Origin of the sequence: Flavobacterium movens, assembly GCF_039581425.1 — a bacterium.
Lineage (GTDB): Bacteria > Bacteroidota > Bacteroidia > Flavobacteriales > Flavobacteriaceae > Flavobacterium > Flavobacterium luteolum.
The window spans coordinates 100,046-125,294 of the sequence record NZ_JBCPXY010000013.1; the positions used below are offsets into that span (position 1 = coordinate 100,046).

Below are 25,249 nucleotides of genomic sequence, written 5' to 3' on the forward strand. Positions count from 1 at the left end.
ATCTTTAAAATTATTCATTTATCTTTGCAAAAGATTTAGGTTTTAATCTAAAATCTAAAATCAGAAATCTAAAATAAAAGAATGACAGGAACCGTATACAAATCTACAGGAAGCTGGTATACCGTAAAATCTGAACAAGGAGATTTTGTGGAATGCCGTATGAAAGGGAAATTTAGAATTAAGGGCATAAAAAGTACCAATCCTATTGCTGTAGGCGATATTGTCGATTATGAATTAGATGAAACTTCGGATGCTGTTACCGGTACGATTCATAATATTCATGAACGAAAAAACTATATTGTTCGTAAATCGGTTAATTTGTCCAAGCAGATTCATATTATTGCTTCCAATATCGATCAGGTTTTTTTATTGGTTACCATTGATAATCCGCCAACAACGACTAGCTTTATTGATCGTTTTTTGGTTACTGCCGAAGCATACGGAATTGAAGCTGTTCTAGTTTTTAATAAAATCGATACTTTAACAGAACAGACTTTAGATGATCAGCTTTATTTGCAACATATTTATCAGGAAATTGGATATAAATGTCTCCGAATTTCATCAACAGAAAATAAAGGTGTTGATAAGCTAAAAGAAATGATGATTGGAAAAGTAAGTATGTTTTCTGGACATTCGGGTGTTGGAAAATCAACTTTGGTAAATGCAATGGAACCTAGTCTTCATTTGAAGACCTCGGTAATTTCAGAACAAAGCAAACAAGGCCAGCATACTACAACTTTTGCCGAAATGTACGATTTGTCTTTTGATGCCCGAATTATTGATACTCCTGGAATTAAAGGTTTCGGAATCGTTGATATGGAGCCAACAGAAATCACCGATTATTTTCCAGAATTCTTTAAATTGAAAGATCAATGTAAGTTTAATAACTGTTTGCATAAAGAAGAACCACATTGTGCCATAAAAGCAGCTTTAGAAAAAGATGAAATTGCTTGGTCACGCTATAATAGTTACCTTAAAATCCTTGAAGGTGACGACGAACATTATCGTACCGATACTTATGGCGAAGATCGTGCTGCGAGTGATGAAACGAGAAAGTAAAATTAGTCGAAAGTCAAAAGTCAAAAGTCTTAAAGTTTTTTAGAAACGTGCTAGACTTTTGACTTTTGACTTTTGACTTTCAGACTTAAAAATAAATGAAAGTAGTAATTCAAAGGGTTTCCCAAGCGTCAGTAACAGTTGATTCTAAAATTGTTGCCGATATACAAAAAGGTTTATTAATTTTAGTCGGAATAGAAGAAGCCGATACTCAGGAAGATATTGATTGGCTTGCTGGAAAAATCATTAAAATGAGAATTTTTGGAGACGAAAATGATGTTATGAACTGCTCGGTGCAAGATGTTGACGGAGATATAATCGTTGTCAGTCAATTTACGCTTCACGCATCCACTAAAAAAGGAAATCGTCCTTCTTACATAAAAGCAGCAAAACCAGATTTTGCAATTCCAATGTATGAAAACTTTGTTCAAGTGGTTGAAAAAGAATTCGATAAGAAAATCCAAACTGGAATTTTTGGTGCCGATATGAAAGTTAGTCTTCTAAATGACGGTCCAGTTACTATTGTAATAGACAGCAAAAATAGGGAATAAAAATATTATTAAACATTTGTTAAGGATTTCTGAAAATAATATATATTTGACGAAAATACCTACTAATGAAAAACCTTTTTTGCGCATTATTTTTTTTATTATATACTGCGAATTCTTCTGCTCAAAAGAACATTTATCCAATATTTTCTATTCCTGATAGTTTAACGCAAAATGCCAACGCTGTTCTTCGTTTAGACCAGATGGATATTGTCATTGCTTCACAAAGAAGCATGAACATTAAAACTCAAAGGGTCGTTTCTGTTTTAAATGAAAAAGGATTGAATCACATTGACGCTTTTAGTCATTATGATAAAACAAAGTCAATAAAAAATATTGAAGCAATCGTTTATGATGCTTTAGGAAATGAGATAAAGAAAATCAAAAGAAAAGATTTTAGAGATCAAAGCGCAGTAAGCGGAAGCACTCTTTTTTCAGATAATCGAGTAGTTTATTTGGACTATACCCCAATTTCATATCCTTTTACAATTGCTTTTACGTGCGAAACAGAAACTTCAAATACAGCATTTATTCCACAATGGTATTTTATTGGTAATTATTACGTAAGCATAGAAAAATGTATTTTGAATGTTACTTTTCCTAAAGGATTGGGGTTTAAGAAAAAAGAGTTCCGATTTGATAATTTCAATATAAAAAAAACAGCAGATACCGACACCAATTTAAGTTATTTAGCAACAAATATAGTTGCTCAAAAACAAGAAGATCTTAGTCCTTCTCCGTCAGATCTTTTTCCTAAGGTTATGATGGGATTAGAAAACTTCCACTTGGAAGGAGTTGATGGAAATGCTACTACTTGGGAAGCATTTGGCAAATGGTATGATGATAAAATCTTAACTGGAACTACAGTTTTAACTGAAGAAACCAAAGCCAAAATTAAAGCTCTTGTTGGTGATGAAAAAGATCATATAAAGAAAGCTAAAATCATTTATGATTATGTCCAGAAAAAATCCCGATATGTAAACATTGCAGTTGGTATTGGTGGTTGGAAACCTATGCTTGCAACTGATGTTGATCGTCTAGGATATGGAGATTGCAAAGCATTGTCTAATTATACAAAAGCACTTTTACAGGCTGTAGACGTTCCTTCGTATAACACTATTTTATACGGAGATCGCTATAAATCCGATATTCAGTCTGATTTTGTTTCGATGCAGGGAAACCACATGATTTTGGCGATTCCGAATAAAGATAATTACATCTGGCTAGAATGTACAAGCCAAGATGATCCTTTTGGTTACCAAGGAATTTTTACAGACGATCGTGATGTTTTGGTGGTAAAACCAGAAGGAGGAGAAATTGTTCGCACCAAAATTTACGATGACAAAGGAAATATTCAAGACGGTAAAGGAACGTATACAATTGATGGGACTGGGAATTTTTCAGGAACATTAAAAATAGCATCCCAAGGAAGCCAATACGCACTTAAATCTCGAGTAGAAAACATGCAACCAAATGAAAAAGAGGAGCATTATAAGGACTATTGGGAGAATATCAATAATTTGAAATTGGGTAAGATTACTTTTAGCAACGATAAAGAGAATATTCGTTTTACTGAGGATGTTCAGTTAAGTGCAGCAAATTATGGAACGCTGACGGGTAATAAAATGATTTTTGTTGTTGATGCCTTTAATCAGAATACAGGGAATATAAAACGGGTTCGAAATCGTAAAAATCCATTTCAAATTCAGCGTGGCTATTTGGATACCGATGAAATAGAGATTACTCTTCCGGAAGGATACAGTATCGAATTTCTTCCGTCAAATTATGAGCTAAAAGGAAAATTTGGTGAATACAAGACCGAGATTATTAAAAAAGACAATAACAAATTAACGTATAAAAGATCTATGTTCCTTAACAAAGGAAAATATTCAAATAAAGAATATGATGAATACCGTTTGTTTATGGAACAAGTTTCTAGAAACGATAATGCTAAGATTATATTAACCAAGAACTAACTATTTTAAACCAAAACCAACCAAAAATTACCAATGAAAATTATTAAACTATTTAGCCTTTGTGCGATTTTATTACTTGGTCCAAAAATAATTTCGCAAGAATTTAAACTCGGAAAAGTGTCTGTTGCAGAACTTGAACAGAAAGTACATCCAAAAGATACTTCGGCTGTAGCGGCAATCCTTTATAAAAAAGGTGTTTCTAGAATGGAGTATGATCAAAATGATGGTTTTTACATGATGACCGATGTAGAAACGCGTATTAAAATTTATAAAAAAGAAGGTTACGAATGGGCTAATCAGCAAGTTTGGTACTATAATACGAATAACTTAAAAGAACGCGTATTTTTTGCTGATGCAGTAACTTATAATTTAGTTAATGGCAAAATTGAAAAAACTAAATTAAAAAGCGACGGAACTTTTGATGAAGTTATTTCTAAATACAGGGGGCAAAAGAAAATCGCAATGCCAAATGTAAAGGAAGGCTCGGTAATAGAATTTCGCTATACGATCAAATGTCCAAATGCTGGTATTATTCGTGATTGGGATTTTCAAACCTCAATTCCTGTAAATTATTCAGAGTTAAAAGTAGCTTATCCAGAATATTATGTCTTTAAGCCAAGACAGAAAGGGTATATATTTCCAAAAGCAACAACATTAAAAAACTCGAGATCAATAACAATCAACGGAAAAGAAAGAAGTGGAGGGCGTGTATCTCAAACGGAATTTTATTCTGATAAAATAGACTATTTAGAAACAGAGATTACCTACGTGGCTCAAGACTTTCCCGCTTTAAAAGAAGAAAGTTTTGTAAATAATATCGATAATTATACTTCTAGTATTCAGCATGAACTGTCATTGACACATTTCCCGAATAGTCCAATGAAAGAATATTCGACAGATTGGAATTCTGTGGTGAAAACGATTTATGAATATGAAGATTTTGGTCCTGAATTAAATAAAACGGGTTATTTTGAAGAGGATTTAAAAAAAATACTTACAGGAATTAGCACCCCTGAAGAGAAAATTGCTGTTATATTAAATCATGTAAAATCAAACGTAAAATGGAATAGTTATGTTGGTTATGGCTGTGATAATGGAGTTAAGAAAGCATACAAAGAAAGAACAGGTAATATTGCAGATATAAACTTAATGTTAACGGCAATGCTTCGTTATTCGGGTTTAACTGCCAATCCAGTTTTAGTAAGTACGCGATCAAATGGTATTGCTTTGTTTCCTAATAGAACAGCATTCAATTATGTAATTGCTGCGGTTGAAACACCAAATGGATATATTTTACTAGATGCATCAGAAAAATTTTCGGTTCCAAATATTTTACCGCTAAGAGTTTTAAATTGGTCAGGAAGATTGATTAGAAAAGACGGCTCGTCAGAAGAAATTAATTTAATGCCAGAAAAGACATCAGCTGATAATGTTTTTCTAACTTATAGTATCGATAATACTGGAATGATTACAGGGAAAACAAGAAGACAATCCATGGATTATAATGCAATGATTACCCGAAGTAATATTGAAAGTTTAAAAGAAGAAGAATATTTAGAGAAGCTAGAAAACCAAAATAATAAAATAGAAATTAGTGACTACTCTAGAACTAATGAAAAAGATATGCTTCTTCCTATTATAGAAACTTATTCTTTTAAAGGAAATAATTTATGCGAACTAATTGGTGATAAAATATATGTAAGTCCGATGTTGTTTTTCACCAACGATAAAAACCCTTTTAAACAAGAAACGCGAGAATATCCAGTTGATTTTAGCTATCCTTTTGCAGATAAGTATAATATTACGATTAAAATCCCAGAAGGTTTTGCAGTAGAAACATTGCCAGCTCCAGCTGTTGTATCTATGGAAGATAATCTTGGGGCTTTTAAATTTAATATTATAGCCAATGGAGATACTTTACAATTGGCTATCTTACATCAGATAAATGAGGCTATTGTTTCTGCCGAAAAGTACGAAATGCTAAAGGAATATTATAAAACAATGATAGCCAAAGAAACAGAAAAAATCGTTTTAAAACGTATTTAGATTATGGTGAGGCTCTTAATTTCGATTCTTTTGTTTTGTGCATTTCTAAAAGGCAATGCACAAAATAACTCTTTGGGAAATGTTACAATAGCACAGCTGGAAGAAAAAAAATATCCTAAAGATTCTGCTTCTGTTGCTGCTGTTTTGTATAGCAATGTTACTATAGATCTTCATATGAATGGAAATTCTCAAAAGACTACCGCAAAAAAAATTAAAATTTATAAGGGAGAAGGTTATAATCTGTCAAATGTCCAGATTTATTTCGCAGCTGGAAAAACAAATTATGTAAATATTGTCAGTGCATTTACCTACAATTTAGTAGACGGAAAGATTGTAAAGACAAAGTTAAAGCCTGAAAACGAATTTGTTGAAAAAACCAATAATAATTACTGGATAAAAAAAATAGCTTTTCCAGAAGTAAAAGAAGGTTCTATTATTGAATATCAGTATACAGAAGAAGGAGGATTTTTAAGTACTTATAATTTCAATTTTCAAGAAAACATTCCAGTTAATTATTCTGAATTTAAAACAATTTTCCCAGATGCCTTTGTATTTAAAAGAAATCTTAAAGGTTTTTTTCCTCCTAAAATAAATTCAAAAATTGCAAATACTTATAATTATGTCGCTACAGAAACAAGCTACGTTTTTCAAAATCTCCCAGCAATTAGAGAAGAAGCTTATGTAAATAATATTGACAATTATAGAACAGGGATTTCTTTTGAGTTAGAAAGGATTGCCGTTCCTGGACAGTTGTCTAAAACATTTTCATCAGATTGGACAAGTGTTGCTAAAACTATTTATGATTTCGATTCTTTTGGGCAGGAATTAAACAAATCAGGGTATTTTGAAGATGATCTTAAAATAGTATTGGAAGGAAAGACGACCGTTACCGCCAAAATTGCAGCGATTTTAGAATATGTGAAATCAAACGTAAAATGGAATAATCATACGGGATATTCATGCGAAAAAGGTGTCCGAAAAGCATACAAAGAAAAAATAGGAAATTGCGCAGATGTTAATTTGATGCTCACAGCAATGCTTAGAAGTGCTGGACTTACTGCAAATCCTGTTTTGATTAGTACGCGTTCCAACGGAATTGCTTTTTTCCCTAATTTGACTGCTTTTAATTATGTAATTGCAGCTGTTGAAACAGGAGGTGAAATGATATTACTCGATGCAACAGATCCGTTTTCAGCTCCAAATGTACTTCCTTTGAGAGATTTAAATTGGTTAGGAAGATTAATTCGTAAAAATGGAACTTCAGAAAGCATTGACTTAGTCCCTAAAAAATTTGCAGTTGATAATATTTCGATTGATTATACAATTGAATCTGGAGATATAATAAATGGAAAAGTAAGACGTCAGTATACCGAACACAAAGGAATGGAGTCTAGAAATAATTTTGAAAACGTTAAAGAAGATGTTTATATCGACGATCTTGAAAACAAGTATGGTAAAATCGAAATAACCGAATACAGCCGTTTAAATCAAAAAGATATCTTATTGCCAGCTGTAGAAAGTTTTTCATTTGCTAGTGCCAATTTGTGTGAGTTAATTGGAGATAAAATATATATTAAACCACTGCTTTTTTTTACCAATACAGAAAACCCTTTTAAACAGGAAACAAGAGAATATCCTGTAGATTTTGGATTCCCTTTTGTAGAAAAATACACTATTAGTATAAGAATTCCCGAGGGATTTGCTTTAGAAACAGTTCCTCTTGCAGGCGTATTGTCAATGGAGGGAGGCCTTGGAGTTTTTAGATATAATATTGCGGTTAAGGATAATATGCTGCAGTTGTTAGTATCAAACCAAATTAATTCTCCTATAGTATCTAGAGAACAATATGGAGTTCTTAAAGATTACTATAAAGAAATGATTGCAAAACAGACTGAAAAAATAGTTTTAAAACGTATCTAAAAATAGTATGCCAAGATTTCTCCTAATATGTGTCGCCTTTTTTTGGAGTACAATAACCATTCAAGCTCAAAATTATGAATTGGGCAAAGTAACGATTGCAGAATTAAATGAGAAAGTCCATCCTAAAGACAGCAGCGCACCCGCTGCTATCTTGTTTAAAAAAGGTAGGACTTATTTTGGCTACAACAAGGATGTTGGATTTTATGCCAATCATGTCTGCGAGGTAAAAATTAAAATTTATAAGAAAGAAGGTTTAAGTTGGGCCGATCAGAAAGTGCGTTTTTATATTGGTTATGAAAAGTTAAACGAGGATCGTTTAGAATTTTCGGAAGCAATGACCTATAATTTAGAGAACGGAGACATTGTAAAAACAAAACTAAATAATCAGGGAGAATTTAAAACTAAGATTAATAAGTATTGGAAAGAAAAAACGATCACTCTGCCAAATGTGAAAGAAGGTTCTATTATTGAATACAAATATGTTTTAAGATCTGAAAACCTTATAAAATTTCCAGATTTCGATATTCAGTTTGATATTCCTGTTAACTATTTTTATTATAAAACACAGATTCCAGAGTTTTATATCTATAAACCGCTTTTAATCGGAGGAATTCCGCTAGAAACGGAATCTAAATTTACAAATGCCAGTCAGAACTTTGATAACGCTTATAATCAGACAAACTCATTTAGCTATAAACAAATTGAAACTTTTTATACAGGAAAAGACGTTCCGGCATTAAAAGAAGAACCATACATCAATAACCTCGAAAATTATCGCGGAAGCATTCAGCAGGAACTTGAAAGGGTTCGTCTTCCTGATCAGCCTGTTAAAGATTACAGTTTAACTTGGGAAGGTGTTGCCAAAACTATTTTTAAAGACGAAAGTTTTGGTAAGCAGCTTAATGAAATTACATTATTTACAGATGATTTAAATAAATTATTGTCTAACGTAGAAGATAAAAATGAAAGATTAAACCTGATTTTTACTTACGTTAAAAATCGAATGAACTGGAATGAAATTAATAGTTGTTATACAGAAAAAGGCGTCGCAAAAGCTTATAAAGAACAAACAGGAAATGTTGCGGAAATCAATTTTATTCTGATAAATATGCTTCGCGCGGCTGGTATAGAAGCAAATCCGGTTTTAGTAAGTACAATCCAGAACGGACTTCCGGTTTATCCCACAAGAACAGGATTCAATTACGTTATAGCGGCAGCCGAAATTGACGGGAAAAGAATTCTTTTGGATGCATCTCGTAAGCTTACAGCTCCTAACATTTTACCATTAAATGTTTTAAATTGGAAGGGAAGATTAATTATGAAAGATGGAAATTCTCAAGAAATTGAATTAGATCCTGCAGTACAGTCAAAAGAAATTTACAGCCTTATAGTCAAAATTGACCCTGACGGAAAAATGAATGGTCAAGGTAGAGTGCAGCGAACAGAATATGATGCATACAGTTTCAGAGAGGAAAACAAAGCCAAAACGGAAGACGCTTATCTTGAAAAATTTGAAAATAATTTAGGAGGTTTGAATATTTCAAATTATAAAATAGAAAATCAGAAATCAAATTTAGATCAGTCTGTTATTGAAACTTTTTCTTTTTCTTCGGGCAGTCGTTCAGATATTATTCAGGGAAAGATTTTTGTCAATCCATTGTTGTTTTTTACCCGAAGCAAAAACCCTTTCAATCAGGAAAGAAGACAAATGCCTATTTATTTCGGATATAAAAACATGGAAAAGTATAATTTTAATATTCAGATTCCAGAAGGATATGTTGTCGAATCTATACCAAAACCAGTAAAGATAACTTCAGAAGACAAACAGATGTCTTTTATCTTAAATTTTTCAGTTACTGAAAACAAAATTCAAATTGTAAGTCAAAAAGAAATCAACAATAGTATTTTTGCAGCTGAGGATTACGGAATGATAAAAGAGTTTTTTCAGAAAATGATCGTAAGCCAAAATGAAAAAATAATTCTTAAAAAAATATAGAAGATGGATTTGAAAAATGCACAGCTGGATGTTGATACTTGGATAAAAGAACATGGAGTTCGTTACTTTAACGAATTGACTAATATGGCACAGCTAACCGAAGAAGTTGGAGAGGTTGCCAGAATTATTGCACGCCGCTATGGCGAACAATCTGAAAAAGAAAGCGACAAAAACAAAGATTTAGGAGAAGAATTAGCAGATGTTGTTTTTGTTGTGCTGTGTTTGGCAAATCAGACAGGAATAGATTTACAGGCTGCATTTGATAAAAAAATGGACTTAAAATCGGTTAGAGATAAAGATCGTCACAAAAACAACGATAAATTGAAATAATTGTGAAATTTCAGTGTGAATTTTGATTTACGAGCGAGGAGTGGTAAATTGCGCGCTTGGATTATGTTACTCATAATTTGCAACTCATAACTAATATCATGAATTTAAAATTAACGACGAATTCACCATTCACCATTGATGATTCGCAACTAAATATCACCGGTTCTAAAAGTGAAACGAACCGTTTATTGTTATTAAAAGCATTATTTCCCAATATTACTTTAGCCAATACTTCAAATTCAGACGACAGCGAAGTAATGCAGAAAGCTTTAGCAGGAAATGACGAAATTGTAGATATTCATCATGCTGGAACTGCAATGCGCTTTCTTACTGCTTATTTTTCGGTTAACGAAGGTAGAGAAGTAGTTTTGACAGGTTCTAGTAGAATGCAGGAACGCCCAATCAAAATTTTAGTAGACACTTTAAGACAATTAGGAGTTGAGATTTCTTATGAAAAGGAAGAAGGATATCCGCCAATTCGAATTAAAGGAAAAAAAGTTACGGCTTCAAAAGTAAACTTGGCGGCAAATGTGAGCAGCCAATATATTTCGGCACTTTTATTAGTGGCTTCAAAATTAGACAACGGTCTAGAATTGACTTTAGAAGGAGAAATTACTTCGATTCCGTACATCAAAATGACTTTGGCTTTGCTTAATGATTTAGATATTAAAACAAGTTTTGAAGGAAATGTAATCAAAGTTTATCCGAAAGAAACTGTTGAATCAAAAGAAATGGTTGTAGAATCTGATTGGAGTTCGGCTTCTTATTTCTTTAGTCTTGTAGCTTTATCTGATGCTGCAAAAATAACCTTAAGCAGTTATAAAGAAAACAGCCTTCAAGGAGATTCAGAATTAGTTTCTCTTTATGAAAAAATGGGTGTAAAAACTACTTTCCAAAACAACAAAATGACTTTGGAGAAAGTGGAAGGGTTTAATTATCAAGATGTAAATTTTGAATTAAACAATACGCCAGATATTGCTCAGACAATAGTAGTAACTTGTTTAGGTTTAGGAATTGGATGTTATTTGACAGGTCTTCACACTTTAAAAATTAAAGAGACAGACCGACTAGAAGCGCTAAAAACAGAACTGACTAAATTAGGAGCAAATATTTCTGTTACAAACGACAGTTTAACTTTAGTAAAGTCTGATAATATAAAACACGATATTCATATTGCAACTTATAATGATCATAGAATGGCAATGGCATTTGCGCCTTTGGCAATAAAAGTTCCAATTATTATTGATGATGCCGAAGTAGTTTCTAAATCATATCCAGATTTTTGGAACGATTTAAAAGCCTTGAACTTTCAAATCTCAGAATTGTAGTTTTTGAACCATGTAAGAAACATAAGTTCATTTAAATTAAAAACATAGCCTCTGGTTTTAACCAGAGGTTTTTTTATGGTTGAATTTTAGATGTTTTTTTGTAATTGATTTGCTTTCAGCTTTAGCTCAAGGTTTTATAGATGTTTTTTTGGCTTTAGCCAAATTATAGGTTTGCTTTAAATGAACTTATGTTTCTAATATAGTTCAAAAAAGTTAAAATTGACTTAAAGAATAGCTTTTTAAGTCAATCTGAAAGTGCAGTAAATCAAGGACTTTTGAAAATAAACATCAAAACACTTGACAACGCCTATCTCACAATCGTATATTTGCAACCGATTTAAATTTTTAGATAAACAAATCTAAAAGCTACACTCTAAAATCAACAACTCAAATATGAAATTATCACACTTCAATTTCAATTTACCGAAAGAACTTTTGGCTGAATTTCCAGCAGAAAACAGAGATGAATCTCGTTTAATGGTAATTGACCGTAAAAAAAACACTATCGAGCATAAAATGTTTAAAGATGTTATCAATTATTTTGATGACGGAGACGTTTTAATTCTTAACAATACAAAAGTTTTCCCTGCGCGTTTGTACGGAAACAAAGAAAAAACGGGAGCGAGAATTGAGGTTTTCTTATTAAGAGAATTAAATTCAGAGCAACGCCTTTGGGATGTTTTAGTTGATCCAGCTAGAAAAATCCGTATTGGTAACAAACTTTATTTTGGTGATGACGATTCGTTAGTTGCTGAGGTAATTGACAATACAACTTCTCGTGGTAGAACATTACGTTTCTTATACGATGGTTCTTATGAAGAATTCAGAAATAAATTGACAGAACTTGGAGAAACTCCAATTCCTAAATACATCAATAGAGAAGTAACTGCTGAAGATGCTGAAAGATACCAAACAATCTACGCAAAAGAAGAAGGAGCTGTAGCTGCACCAACTGCGGGTTTACACTTCTCAAAACACCTTTTGAAGAAATTAGAAATCAAAGGAGTAAATTTTGCTGAGGTAACTTTACACGTTGGTTTAGGAACTTTTAACCCAGTTGAGGTTGAAGATTTATCTAAACACAAAATGGACTCTGAGGAATTAATCATTACTCAAGAAGCTTGCGATATTGTTAATGAAGGAAAAGCAAAGAAAAAACGTATCTGTGCTGTAGGAACAACTTCTATGCGTGCAATTGAAAGTTCTGTTTCTTCTGCTAATACTTTGAATCCTTATGAAGGATGGACGAATAAATTTATTTTCCCTCCTCACGATTTCAGTATTGCAAACTGTATGATTACAAACTTCCACACACCAAAATCAACATTATTAATGATGATTTCTGCTTTCTGTGGACACGATTTAATGAAAAAAGCATACGACGAAGCAATCAAAGAAGGATACAAATTCTATTCTTACGGAGACGCGATGTTAATTCTTTAATTAGAATTTATATTATAAAGAAGACCCGACAAGTTTTATAACCTGTCGGGTTTTGTTTTTTAATGGTTTCAAGTTTCAAGTTTCAAGTTTCAGGTTTTAAGTTTGAAGTTCGTTGTGAAATTTAACCGCAAAGTTCGCAAGGACTTTTTACTGAGTCTGTGCTTGCCAAATGCAAAAGAACACAAAGCTTTGCGAACTTAGCGTTTGTAACCAATAGCCCTGATAAAAAATCCTTTGCGAACTTTGCGGTTAAAAAAACACTAAGTATATCAACTTGAAACTTTAAACCTGAAACAAAACAAACAATTTTTGTTATTTTAGCATCCAAAACAAAAACACAATGACTTTTCAAAATACACGCGAATTTGCACGAGAGCTAGATTCGAAAGACGCATTAAACCATTATAAAGAGCAATTTATTTTTCCAAAAGTAAACGATAAACGAGTAATCTATTTCACAGGAAATTCTCTAGGATTACAGCCAAAACGCACTAAAGCTTATATAGATGAAGTAATGAATGACTGGGCAGAGCTAGCTGTCGAAGGTCATTTTTATGCCGAAAAACCTTGGTGGGATTATCAAGAAAGATTTGCTGAACCATTGAGTAAAATTGTGGGCGCACTTCCGTCTGAAGTTACGGTTATGAACACTTTAACAGTGAATCTTCATTTATTGATGGTTTCTTTTTATCAGCCAAAAGGCAAACGTTATAAAATTATCTGCGAAGAGAAAGCTTTCCCATCAGATCAATACATGTTTCAAAGTCAGGTGAATTTTCACGGATACAAACCTGAAGATGCAATTGTAGAAATAAAACGAAGAGAAGGAGAACATAATATTCGTCTGGAAGATGTTTTAGCCAAGATTGAAGAAGTTGGCGACGAACTGGCTTTGGTATTAATTGGAGGAGTAAATTATTATACTGGACAAGTTTTTGATATTAAAACCATTACAGCCGCAGGACAAAAAGCTGGAGCAAAAGTGGGTTGGGATTTGGCTCACGCTGCTGGAAATATTAAATTAGAACTTCACGATTGGAATGTAGATTTTGCTGCTTGGTGCAGTTATAAATATATGAATTCAGGACCAGGAAATGCTTCGGGTTGTTTTGTTCACGAAAAACATCATAATTCAGATTTGCCAAGATTTGCAGGATGGTGGGGACATAACAAAGAGCGTCGTTTTAAAATGGAACCAAACTTTGATCCTGTTCACGGAGCAGATGGATGGCAGATTAGTAATCTTCCAGTTCTTTCTCTAGCACCATATTTAGCTTCAGTAGAAATGTTTGCTGAGGTTGGAATGGATGCATTAATCAAAAAACGTGACCATATTACTTCTTATCTAGAGTTTATTCTTCATGAAATTGATAAAGAAGTAGAAAGTACTTTTGAAATCATCACGCCTTCAAATCCAGAAGAAAGAGCTTCACAGTTATCTGTTTTTCTTCACGGTGAAGGAAGAGCTTTATTTGATTATTTAATGAAAAACGGAGTTATTACAGATTGGCGTGAACCAAACGTAATTCGTCTGGCGCCTGTTCCTTTGTATTGTTCTTATGAAGATATGTACGATTTCGGGCAAATTCTTAAAAAAGGAATTTTAGGAAAGTAAGAATTTATTAATCTTGCAATCCCGATAGCTATCGGGAGCGAAGGCGCAAAGTTTTTTTGCCACAGATTAAAAGGATTAAAAAGATTTTTTAAATAGCCTCCAGCTTTAGCTGGGGTATTAAAGATGAAGTTAAGGGGGCTTTAGCCAAACTAGTGCAGTTTGGCTAAAGCCTTTTTCTTTTGATCACTTTTTTTCATCCAGCTGAAGCTGGAAGCCATTAAGCTTAAAAAAAATAAAACTTTGAGTCTTAGCGACTTTGCGAGATTAATTTCATTCAGCTTGAAAAATAAAACGCAGCGAGAAAATCTTCAAATCTTATAAACTTTCTAAGAAATTCTGTAATAATCATTATAGCAGATATTAAGAACTTTGTAATGTATAATTTTTTAAAACTTACAATCATGAAAGGCTTATATATTTTATTAACCGTGATATTTTTAACTTCTTGCCAAAATCAGAGCAAAGTAGATATAAATAAAGCCAAGCAAGCCAGTATTGATTCAATGAAAGTTGAGATTAACAAACAGCGTGTTATCGATTCGATGAAGACTGAAATGGCGAAATTAAACGAGGAAAAGATCGAAGCTCAAAAAGAGAAAGTTGTAGTAGTGCATCAGCAAGACGCAACAACGGCAGCTGCACCAGCTAAAAAGAAAGGTTGGAGCGCAACTGCTAAAGGAGCTGTAATTGGTGCTGGAGTAGGTGCTGCAACAGGAGCAATTGTCAGTAAGAAAAAAGGCGAAGGTGCCATTATTGGCGGTTTAGCGGGAGCAGCATTAGGAACTGGAACAGGAGCTGTTATTGATAGTAAAAATAAGAAGAAGGAATAATTATTCTATAAATAAAAACAAACCCCAAATTAAATTTTAATTTGGGGTTTTCAATTTTAAACCAACTCTGAAACGGGAATTTTAATACCAACTAATTCTGATTTACAAGAATCGAGTTGATCAAGATGACCCTTAAAGACTGACGTCGATTCAAATAAATTTTTATAATACTCAATTCCATCTAACAGATTAGATTTAAAAGTAGTCCATTTTTTAAGCTGAGCTGTTGTAAGTTCTCCAGAAATAGACTTAAGTTCATTTCTAAAATATTCAACATACATTTTAAGCTCTTTTATAAATAAGTTCGGGCGGTCTGTTCTAATAATCGATTTGCCTTGATAAATATGCTGGATCATTTCTTTTAAAGAAACCTCCTGATCAAAATAAGCTAAGTTTGGTCCAGGACAAATTACTACGCCTTGAGCCTGACCTTTTATTTTAATATCGTTTTCTAGATAAGAAGCATTGGCCAAACCAACACATAAACATGATTTTTCGGTGATTTTGATTTTACTTTTCTCAAATTCATCATTAGATATCGAATCCTTTTTTGCTTCTAATTCTTCCAGTTTAATATCCTGATATTTTTTTGAAGCTGTGCAAATTCCGTGTGGATCATATTCTTTGCTTAAAGCTAGAAATTTCTTCGGACAAGAACTTCCTGCTTTATTTTCATGAATGCGTTTTTGCTTTAAAAATTCATTTGTAGTTCCTTTCAAAGTATTAAAAGGAACTCCAAGAGGCGAAATATTGCTTAAATAAAAATCATCTTCTTTGGCTTCCTTCAACAAATTGCGAGTTTCTTTATCGACAGACGTTGCTTCGGGAACTAATAAAAAAGGCGAACCCCAACCTACAGAATCAACTTTATATTCGTCTAACAAAAATTCATGTTCTGCAGCAGTTCCAACACCGCCTTGAACCGTAATTTTTAATTCTAAGGGATTTTCAGGAGTAGGCTGATTTTTTGCCTGTAAAGCTTTAATCATTAAATCGTGAGCCGATTGCACCAATTGTTCCTTTTTTTGCTTGAATTCTTCTAAAATAGTGCCTAATAAGAGTCCGTCAGTTGCAAAGGCATGTCCACCACAGTTTAATCCCGATTCAATTCGGTATTCTGAAACCCAAAGTCCTTTTTTAGCTAAGAAATTTCCCTGAATCATTGCTGATCTAAAATCGCTTACTTTTAGAATGATTTTCTTTTTTAGTTCGTTATTTTCATTCGGAAAAAAATCTTTGAAGTTTTCGAAGTAACCAAACAATCTCGGATTCATTCCAGCAGAAAGAACTACAGAAGATTCCAGGTTACTATTGGCAAAACCTCTTAAAGCTGCGTGTGCGTCATTAAACTCAACTGGAAGCTGTTCGTTTTTGATAAAATTATCTTTGTCTAATTTCGTCATGATATTCACATCGATTTCTCCTGGAAAAAGATGCGATTCAATGTAATTTTGAATGTTTTCTTTAAAGGCAATTCCGTCATCCAATAAAGCCTGAAATCCCTTTTTAATATCAGAAGTATTCGGCAGCATTGACATGAAATTTTCTAAAGCCGTTTTGCTTTCTGCCAATTCTGTTTTGAAGTTTTCGAATTTCTCTTTTACAATTTTATCGACTAAATTTAAATAAGAGGTAATTCTTTCAGCGCGATAGTCGTGAAATTTTTGAGTAATTTCTTCGTAAGGAATATTGAATTTTGTGCTGTAAAAATTACGCATCTTTTCAATCAGATCATCGTCTGCCAAAGCAACAACTGATGAAATTCCGTACTGCGCTACTCGAATCGGACTGTCTATGGTATAAGCAAGTCCCATTACTGGAATATGAAAAGTATGCAGATTATTTTTTGTCATTTGTATTCGGATTAAAATAGGAACAAATGAAGAAAAATAAATTGTCCTAAAACCTGATAATTGTCAGGTTTGAAAGGGATTGCGGATATTGCAAAAAGATTGCCGCGAATTGCACAAATTTTCTCGAATTTTTCTTTTTTTCACACTGCGAATAAAAAATTAGTGCCAATTCGTGCAATTCTTGGCTAAAAAAAACTCCTAAATCAAAATCTTCTTCAAGGATTCAGCAATGCTTCTCCACAAAAGATTGTAGAATGATCTATCTTGAAGCCTTTCTACTTCGACTTCGGCGGATTTGGGTTTTTCTTTCGAATCGTTTTTGACTAGTAAATTAGCAACTGCTGTTTTGAGTTTGGCTTCTTTTTCAGGATTTTTCTTTTGGTATAATTTGACTTTCAGATCTTCATAATCTAAAGAGGCATTTCCTTTCGATCCGTTGTCATTTCCATAAAAATTAAAACGGTATTTATTGAAAGTTCCGGTAAAAGTACTGTTGATGTAGGGTTTAGTGAATCTTGTCATAGCTCCAACATCAAAATTTGAAATCACACCTTGAATATGAAATCCGTCACTTTTGTCCAAAACATTAAAACGCCAATCGACATCAAGCGGAGAGTTTTTCATAAAAATACATTTGACTTTGATTTTTACATCATCTGTTTTTTTCAGACCAAAACCACTTCTTAAATTAGTTGCTTGTAGATTGAATCTATCGAAAGTTAAAACTCCAGGACCTTTGGCAAAATCAAGTTCTTCTTCATACACCAATTTCGATTTTAAAACTTGTAATGTGTCAACTTGAAGCGGAAATTTCAGATTTCGCAATAAATGATTATAAAGATATTTTTTGCTTGGATCGTCTTTCAGCATTTTTCCGCGGTAGATATTAGCGTCAAAATGGTGGATAATCAGTGAATTTGCTTTGAAATAAAACTGGTTATTTTTGAAACCCCAGTCCATTTTTGCGACTTGAGCCGAATCAAATTTTAAATTGTAAATATCCTTTTCTTTTTCAAGACGTTTTAAAAATTCTCGACGCTCAAATTGAGGCAGATTTGAGAAATTATTAATCTTTAAAAAATTCTTTTCGGTACTTATTTTTCCAATGTTGATGTAATAAAAACCATTTGGTCTGTAAAATAAACTGTCGCAAACGAGAGCATATTTTTTATATTGAATCGGAATTTTTTCTTTTAAAGTTGCATCGGTAATTAAAATGCCTTCTAGTTTTAAAAGTATTTTTTTTATGCTAAAAATAGGTTTATCTGTGTCTAAAGAAACAACATCAACCGATCCGTCGTTGAGGTAAATATTAGAAACTGCAATAATTTTTCGAAACGGATCAATAATTTCTTTTTCAATGCTTTTGCTATTATTGATGAGTTTTTCGCCTTTTTTGTATAAAATGATTCGCGGTTTATTGATAATTATACTTTCTGCCTGAATGATATCGCGAAAAGCCAAATCCCAAATATTGAAATGTTTTATTGTGATAGATTCAATTTTAGAAAAAAGTCCATTTTTGCTGTCTTTCGGTTCGTTTTTTGGACTGACAAGTAAAGTCTGTGCATTAATATTTCGAGAAAAAAGAGAGACTTCAATTTTCTCATAATTGATATTATATGCGGTTTTATTTTTTTCGTGAATAATGATTGGAAGCTGTTTTTTGATCCAGTAATTCAACCCGACATTGGCAAGAATTACAAGTGTAAGAAGAGAAATTAAGACAATCGCTATTTTTTTATATACAGACATTTATAGGATTAATTTTAAATACATAAATTTAGACTTTTAAAGACTATTGTCTCTTATAAGATTTTTAAGAAAAGTTACATTATTACGAATTTCATCCTTTTTTAAAATATGAGAATAATTAAAAAAATCCTGCTGACATTATTGGTTCTTATTGTAATTCTTGCGATTGGTTTATGCGCTTACATTTTTCATCTAAAACCGAAATATGAAGGCTCTTTGCAATTGAATAATCTCGAGAAAGAAACCACAGTTTATTTTGATGATTTTGGAGTGCCTCATATTTATGCCGATTCTGAAAAAGATGCTATGACTGCACTTGGCTATGTACATGCGCAGGAAAGATTATGGCAAATGGAATTGTTACGTCGAATTGCTCCAGGACGTTTATCTGAACTTTTTGGCGCTGTAGCGCTTAAAAATGATAAATTTTTTGCGGGAATCGGAATCGAAGAAGCTTCGGCAAAAGCCATTGCAAAATTGGATAAAAACAGTGAAAGTTATAAATTGACTCAAGCGTATTTAGATGGAATCAATCAATATCTAGAAGAAGGAGTAACGCCAATCGAGTTTACTTTGGTGGGTGTAAAAAAGCAAAAATTTACCATAAAAGACGTTTATAATATTTTTGGATATATGTCTTTTAGTTTTGCCATGGCTCAGAAAACAGATCCTTTGTTAACTGATATTAAAAATAAATATGGGACTGCTTATTTGAAAGATTTAGGTATTGAAGGAGAATTTAATAATACAAGAATTAAAATCTCAAAAGAGAAAACAGAAGAGTATACCGAGATTTCAAAATCTATAACTGCCATGTTGGATCAATCTCCAATTCCTCCATTTGTTGGAAGCAATAGCTGGGTTGTTGGGCCACATAAATCAAAAACAGGAAAAGTTATTTTTGCTAATGATCCGCATATTGGATTTTCGCAACCTGCAACTTGGTATGAAGCACATATTGTAACACTAAAACATGAATTGTATGGATGTTATTTGGCTGGAACTCCGTTTCCGCTTTTGGCGCATAACAGGGATTACGCTTATGGTTTAACGATGTTTGAAAATGATGATATCGATTTTTACCAAGAAAAAAATAAAGCAGATGATCCTTTTCAATATCAAACACCAACAGGTTTCAGTAAATACGAAATCAGAAGAAAAACGATTAAAGTAAAAGATTCATCAGATGTTGTTTTGGAGGTTAAGATTACTCGTCACGGACCAGTTATGAACGATTTTATAGATCTTTTAGGAAAGAAGAATCCAATTGCAATGTCTTGGACGTATACGAGAGAGCCAATTCAAATTTTAGATGCTGCTTACGGGCTTTCGCATGCCAAAAATACAACTGACTTTAAAAAGGCAGTTTCTTTAATTGCAGCGCCAGGATTAAACGTAATGTATGGCGATGCTAAAGGAAATGTTGCTTGGTGGGCAAGTGGGAAATTGTACCGACATAATGAGGGTGTTAATACGCATTTGATTTTGGATGGTTCAAGCGGAAAAGATGATATTACGAAGTTTTTAGATTTTGAAGAAAATCCATCAGCTGAAAATCCAGAATGGGGATATGTGTATTCTGCCAATAATCAGCCAGAAGCAATAGATAATGGTTATTTATATCCAGGATATTATCTACCGGAAGATCGTGCAAAAAGAATTTCAGGAATTTTAGATGCCAAATCAGATTGGGACAAAGAAGCCATCAGTAAAATGATTTATGATAATACTTCTGATGTTGCTGTTGAAACGACTAAAAACTTAATTGCAAGTTTAGATAATAAATCGCTTTCTGATAAAGAAAAGGAGGTTATAAATGCTTTAAAATCTTGGAAAGGAACCACAAATATTGAAGATGTCGCGCCAACGATTTACAATAAATGGATTTATTTGTATTTGAAAAATACATTTGAAGACGAAATGGGGAAAGACGATTTCAATTTGTTTTTGGGAATTTCTCTTGGAAAACAAGTTATTGCCAATCAGATAAAAAATGAAAATTCGGTTTGGTGGGATAACATCAAAACAAAAAATATAAAAGAAACCAGAACAGACGTTGTTTCAAAATCTTTTCATGATGCTGTTGTTGCTCTGCAGAATCAGCTAGGTGAAAATATTTCAGAATGGAATTGGGGGAAAGTACATACAGTAGAACACGAACATCCATTAGGAAAAGTCAAAGCGCTTCGCGGATTGTTTAATGTTGGGCCATTTAATTCTCCAGGTTCAAATGAGGTAATCAATAATTTATTTTTCGGATTTAACGATGAAGGTAAATATTATACCAAAGGTGGACCTTCAACCAGAAGAATTGTAGATTTTTCAGATGTAGAAAACAGCTGGAGTATTTTGCCAACTGGCCAATCTGGAAATCCGTTTAGCAAACATTACGACGATCAAGCCGAAATGTACAATGCAGGAAAGTTCAGAAAAATGAAATTAAACAAAGACGAAATCATAAAAACATCAACAAAACTGATTTTAAAACCTAAGAAGTAGGTTTTTTGTTTGAGGTTTTTTGTTTGAGGTTTCATGTTTCAGGTTTGAAGTTACAGCCTTTGTCAAAGTTTAAAACTTTGACAAAGGTTAAGAACCTCAGAACCTTAGCACCTTATTTAGAAATATATTTCCCAAGCACAATATCATTTGCAAAAATGTTCAGATTATTAATCAGAACCCTATTGTTGGTCATGACATTTTGAGTCTGATAAGCAGTGTCTTTTTCGTAAGCTTTTAATAAAGTTTCCAGTTCAACTTCGTCAAACACTACAAAACTATTGTAGATCGCATCTCTAAAGTTTTTATAGTTAATGCTCTGCGTAATTTCCATTGCCTTTTGTTCGTTCCAGCCTTCTTTTGCCGAAGCTTCATTTATTTTTGAGAGACAGAAATCAATTACGTAGTTTTTGTAATGAGTAGCTTCAACAATTTTATCGATTATAATTTTGTTTTGCTGGCTAGGCATTAACGGTTGATTGCTTTGAGATAAAGATTTGAAAGAAACAAATAGGCATAGCAAGACAGTTAGAAAACGATAGTTTTTCAAATTTTTCATAGGTTATTCAATTATTTTGGGTGAGGCTAAAATAATATTTAAAAAAAATAATTCACCGAATTTGAATGTCCCAAGTTGTAACAAAAAACGGCTCCGAAAAAATAGATTTAAAACCTACTTTTTCGGAGTCATTTTTAAAAATTTAAACTATAATTATGCGTCTATTTTTTAGAAAGTTCTTCTAAAACTTTTTTTCCTCCTTGATTTGTAGGATCCAATTCAACAGATTTTTTATAGTTGACCATTGCTAGTTTTTTGTCTCCGTCAGCCAAATATGCTTCGCCTAAACTATCATAAGCATTTCCAGATTTTGGGAAAGTCTCAACATTGATTTTGAAAACTTCAATGGCTTCTTTCTTTTTTCCAGTTTGCAATAATTGATATCCAACTCTGTTCATGTCACCCTCTTTAATGGCATAAGTTGGATCATTTTTAAGTTTTTTATAAGTATCTGTTCCTGAAATAGCTCCTTTTTCATTATAAACATCTAATAGATCAAGAGCCAGAGATTTTTTGGGCTGATTAAAGGGCTGATTGTATAAAATATTGCGAATTGCTGTGTTCATTTCTCCCAAAACAGTTCCGCCGGTGTTATTCAATAAAACGATAAGAATTTTATCTTTTGGAATGCGAGAGATAACAGTATTAAATCCGTTGATACCGCCACCATGTTCAATAACAGTTAATTTATCGTTGCCGTTTGGCACTTCATAAGTTGACCATCCGTATCCGTAAAAACCATTCCACGCTTTAATGTAAGGTTTGAATAAAGATTCCATCGATTTTTCAGAAAGCATTTTATTGGTATAAAGCGCCTGATCCCACAAATTTAGATCTTCTACAGTAGAGTATAAAGACCCAGCTGCATACGGAATGCTCATGTCAATATAAGAGGCATTAACAATTTTCTTTCCTTCTTTTTCATAACCAGCTGCTCTGTTTTTTAGAATCACATCGCTATGATCGTAACCAGAATTCACCATTTTTAAAGGATTAAAGATTGTTTCTTGTAAATTCTGCTCATACGTTTTGCCTGTAATTTTTTCGATAATGTAACCCAATAAAAAATAACCCGAATTGCTGTAATTGAATTTTTCGCCTGGAGTAAATTCTAGCGGTAGACTAGAAAATGTTTTTACAAAGGCTTCAGGCGTATATGGATTTTTTGCTTTGTCTCTTAGAAAGTTTGGCGCGCTTGTGTAATTAGGAATACCTGAAGTATGTGTTAGTAAATGGTGAATAGTGATTTTGTCGCCGTTTTCTTTTGGATAGTCAGGAAGATAAGTTGTAATAGGAACATCTAGTTTTATTTTTCCTTCTTCTGCCAGCTTTACAATTAATAGAGCGGTAAATTGTTTGCTTATAGATCCCAATCTGAATTTAGTATCAGGCTCATTCGGAATATTCCACTCCATGTTTGCAGAACCAAAACCTTTTTTGAAAATTACTTTCCCGTTTTCGGCCACCAAAGCCGAACCATTAAATTGTCCGTATTCGTTGTATTTGTTTAAAAGCTGCTCAATTTGTTGTGCTTTATCTTGAGCGAAAACGCTCATTGCTGAAAGCTGAAAAGCGACAAATAGTGCAATAAGTTTGATTGATTTTTTCATAATGGATTGATTATGGTTTTAGATTAATGAAATTCGTTTTTGATTGATGATTGAAACTTCTTAAATGAAATAAATAAGGTGTCCTAAAATGTTAGACGACTGATTCGCGATTTGGTTTCAAGATTAACCCAAATTTTTTATTTTTTTCAGAATATAAAAAAGTAAGAGCACAGACCAGTTACTTTAAAAGTAGATCTATGCTCATAACTAACAAATATTTTTAAACACAATTAATTAGTCAAAACTTTACTTATATATAATAAAAAAAGGATAAATAACTTTAGCATGTTCTTGTATTGATATTCAATTGTATGTGAATTATTTTGTTTCGATCTCAACTATTTTCTGACCATTTTCTCCTAAGTAATGCACCACGATATTTTCGTAAACTTTATAACCGTCATCAACATTGGTAAAAATGACTAAACCTTGTTTGGTTTTTGGAAGCAAAACAAAAATGGTTTGGACACCTTGATCTGCACCGCCATGAGACAAAGCATAATTTCCATTTCCTAAATCGTAAATTTCGAAACCTAGACCAAAATATTTATTCTTCTTGGTCTGAACTTGATGCGAAATCATGTCTTCAGAAACTTTTTTGCTTAATCCTTCGTTGTTCATGATGCTCGATAAAAATCTGCCATAATCTTCAATCGTGGTCAATAAATCGTCTGCTGCATTTGCAGATTTATTTTTTGTTGGTTCATAAGCATTGCCGTTTTTGTCATAATTGACGGCGTATCTCGAAAGGTCTATTTTATCATTCCAAATTAATTGAGAATCGGTCATTTTTAAAGGTTCAAAAACTAATTCTGAAGCCAATTGATCTAATGTTTTGTGGAATTTTTTCTCTAATGCTTTTCGCAGATATTCAAAACCTTCTCCAGAATACTGGTATTGTGTTCCAGGTTTGAATTTGAAATCTAGTTTTTTAGACTCGTTAAAAGATCTCCAATTTGGAAAACCTGTTTGATGGCTCAAAACAATTCTTGTAGTCAGTAATTTTAAATTTGGGTCTTTTTCAATATCAGGATCAATCCAATATTTGTAAAGAGGTTCGTCTAAATCCCATTTTCCTGCATTTACTAATTTCAAAACGGTCATAGCAGTTACGGGTTTTGTCAATGAGGCTACGTTCCAGATCGTATTGTAAGGTGCTGAAACTCCTTTTTTAAGTTCACCAAAAACTTTAATCTGTTTTAGTTTTCCATCTGTAATAATTCCAATTCCTAAAGCGGGAACATTATTTTCTTTCAGCCATTTTTCGGTTTCCTTATCATTATCAAAAAGATTTGATATGCCAGCAGTAGAACTTGTCATTTGATGATTATAACTAAGCGATCGGGCTAATTTCCATTCTTTATTTTTTAAAAGCCATAAATGGGTAAATTTGGCAAAGCTTCCAGCTTGTTCTTTATTTTCAGCAGAACTTTCGTAAAAACGATGCGTTCCCATTTGAATGGCACCATATAAAATGCCATTTTTATATAAAGGATAAATTTCTGTGCTTCCGTCTATTAATTCTCTGCGATAATTATATTTTCTTGTTGGAGAACAAATTCCGTTTTGAAACGTTTTCAAAAACTTAGCCTTATCAGAAATACTGTCTTTGTCGTGATAAAATTCAAAATCTTCCGTGTAAAGATTCTCAAATTGTTTTACATCGCAGGTATTAAAACCAATATTGAAAAGAAGACTGTCTTTTGAAACAATGGTTTTATATAAAGCTGAACTTTTAGCTTCCTGAGAAAATCCAAATTGGATTTGAGCGAATAAAATTCCAACTAAAAGAAATTTTAACTGAAAAAAAGATTGATTGATTTTCATTTGTAATTGATTTTGATTGATGGTACTGCAAAAGTAAATCAATCAAAATCTACAAAATTGT

General features: G+C 32.6%; 17 protein-coding genes. 12 read left to right on the forward strand and 5 right to left on the reverse strand.

Going from position 1 to position 25,249, the window contains the following annotated elements; translation table 11 throughout:
• Positions 1 to 81: 81 nt before the first annotated feature.
• The 11 genes from rsgA (at position 82) to AAYQ05_RS20170 (ending at position 15,088) form a co-directional block, all read left to right on the forward strand.
• Positions 82 to 1,059 (forward strand): ribosome small subunit-dependent GTPase A, encoded by a 978-nt coding sequence (gene rsgA, locus AAYQ05_RS20120; RefSeq protein ID WP_343545070.1) that lies wholly within the window; start codon positions 82 to 84, stop codon positions 1,057 to 1,059.
• A gap of 95 nt (positions 1,060 to 1,154) precedes the next feature.
• Positions 1,155 to 1,607, forward strand: coding sequence for a D-aminoacyl-tRNA deacylase (gene dtd, locus AAYQ05_RS20125; RefSeq protein WP_343545071.1), 453 nt, complete (start codon positions 1,155 to 1,157; stop codon positions 1,605 to 1,607).
• 65 nt (positions 1,608 to 1,672) lie between these two features.
• Positions 1,673 to 3,580: a DUF3858 domain-containing protein gene (locus AAYQ05_RS20130; RefSeq protein WP_343545072.1), complete on the forward strand. Its 1,908-nt coding sequence runs from the start codon at positions 1,673 to 1,675 to the stop codon at positions 3,578 to 3,580.
• 33 nt (positions 3,581 to 3,613) lie between these two features.
• Positions 3,614 to 5,626 (forward strand): DUF3858 domain-containing protein, encoded by a 2,013-nt coding sequence (locus AAYQ05_RS20135; RefSeq protein ID WP_343545073.1) that lies wholly within the window; start codon positions 3,614 to 3,616, stop codon positions 5,624 to 5,626.
• A gap of 3 nt (positions 5,627 to 5,629) precedes the next feature.
• A complete protein-coding gene (locus AAYQ05_RS20140; protein ID WP_343545074.1) occupies positions 5,630 to 7,546 on the forward strand; it encodes a transglutaminase family protein in 1,917 nt (638 codons plus the stop codon).
• 7 nt (positions 7,547 to 7,553) lie between these two features.
• A complete protein-coding gene (locus tag AAYQ05_RS20145; RefSeq protein WP_343545075.1) occupies positions 7,554 to 9,542 on the forward strand; it encodes a DUF3858 domain-containing protein in 1,989 nt (662 codons plus the stop codon).
• A 3-nt stretch (positions 9,543 to 9,545) separates the two neighbouring features.
• Positions 9,546 to 9,872, forward strand: coding sequence for a nucleotide pyrophosphohydrolase (locus AAYQ05_RS20150; RefSeq protein ID WP_012022600.1), 327 nt, complete (start codon positions 9,546 to 9,548; stop codon positions 9,870 to 9,872).
• 98 nt (positions 9,873 to 9,970) lie between these two features.
• A complete protein-coding gene (aroA, locus tag AAYQ05_RS20155) occupies positions 9,971 to 11,200 on the forward strand; it encodes a 3-phosphoshikimate 1-carboxyvinyltransferase (RefSeq protein ID WP_343545076.1) in 1,230 nt (409 codons plus the stop codon).
• A gap of 393 nt (positions 11,201 to 11,593) precedes the next feature.
• Complete coding sequence (queA, locus tag AAYQ05_RS20160) at positions 11,594 to 12,643, forward strand: tRNA preQ1(34) S-adenosylmethionine ribosyltransferase-isomerase QueA (protein ID WP_177211934.1); 1,050 nt, start codon at positions 11,594 to 11,596, stop codon at positions 12,641 to 12,643.
• Positions 12,644 to 12,983: 340 nt separating this feature from the next.
• Entirely contained in the window at positions 12,984 to 14,258 is a 1,275-nt protein-coding gene (gene kynU, locus AAYQ05_RS20165) for a kynureninase (protein WP_343545077.1), read from the forward strand.
• Between the two features lie 401 nt (positions 14,259 to 14,659).
• Positions 14,660 to 15,088, forward strand: coding sequence for a YMGG-like glycine zipper-containing protein (locus tag AAYQ05_RS20170; protein WP_343545078.1), 429 nt, complete (start codon positions 14,660 to 14,662; stop codon positions 15,086 to 15,088).
• Between the two features lie 56 nt (positions 15,089 to 15,144).
• Here the strand turns inward: AAYQ05_RS20170 and AAYQ05_RS20175 are convergent, their stop codons facing one another.
• Positions 15,145 to 16,941, reverse strand: coding sequence for a hypothetical protein (locus AAYQ05_RS20175; RefSeq protein WP_343545079.1), 1,797 nt, complete (start codon positions 16,939 to 16,941; stop codon positions 15,145 to 15,147).
• A gap of 198 nt (positions 16,942 to 17,139) precedes the next feature.
• Positions 17,140 to 18,696, reverse strand: coding sequence for a hypothetical protein (locus AAYQ05_RS20180; RefSeq protein ID WP_343545080.1), 1,557 nt, complete (start codon positions 18,694 to 18,696; stop codon positions 17,140 to 17,142).
• 108 nt (positions 18,697 to 18,804) lie between these two features.
• Here AAYQ05_RS20180 and AAYQ05_RS20185 point away from each other — a divergent pair, with 108 nt between their 5' ends.
• Positions 18,805 to 21,195, forward strand: a complete 2,391-nt coding sequence (locus AAYQ05_RS20185; protein ID WP_343545081.1) for a penicillin acylase family protein — start codon at positions 18,805 to 18,807, stop codon at positions 21,193 to 21,195.
• A 112-nt stretch (positions 21,196 to 21,307) separates the two neighbouring features.
• Here the strand turns inward: AAYQ05_RS20185 and AAYQ05_RS20190 are convergent, their stop codons facing one another.
• The 3 genes from AAYQ05_RS20190 to AAYQ05_RS20200 all read right to left on the reverse strand — a co-directional run bounded on the left by AAYQ05_RS20190 (position 21,308) and on the right by AAYQ05_RS20200 (position 25,188).
• Positions 21,308 to 21,751 carry a hypothetical protein gene (locus AAYQ05_RS20190; protein ID WP_343545082.1) on the reverse strand — a complete coding sequence of 148 codons (444 nt, stop codon included), beginning with the start codon at positions 21,749 to 21,751 and terminating at the stop codon, positions 21,308 to 21,310.
• A 161-nt stretch (positions 21,752 to 21,912) separates the two neighbouring features.
• The gene (locus AAYQ05_RS20195) at positions 21,913 to 23,361 is read right to left on the reverse strand and encodes a serine hydrolase (RefSeq protein ID WP_343545083.1); all 1,449 of its coding nucleotides are present in this window, start codon (positions 23,359 to 23,361) and stop codon (positions 21,913 to 21,915) included.
• 318 nt (positions 23,362 to 23,679) lie between these two features.
• Positions 23,680 to 25,188 carry a serine hydrolase domain-containing protein gene (locus AAYQ05_RS20200; RefSeq protein WP_343545084.1) on the reverse strand — a complete coding sequence of 503 codons (1,509 nt, stop codon included), beginning with the start codon at positions 25,186 to 25,188 and terminating at the stop codon, positions 23,680 to 23,682.
• Positions 25,189 to 25,249 lie beyond the last annotated feature (61 nt).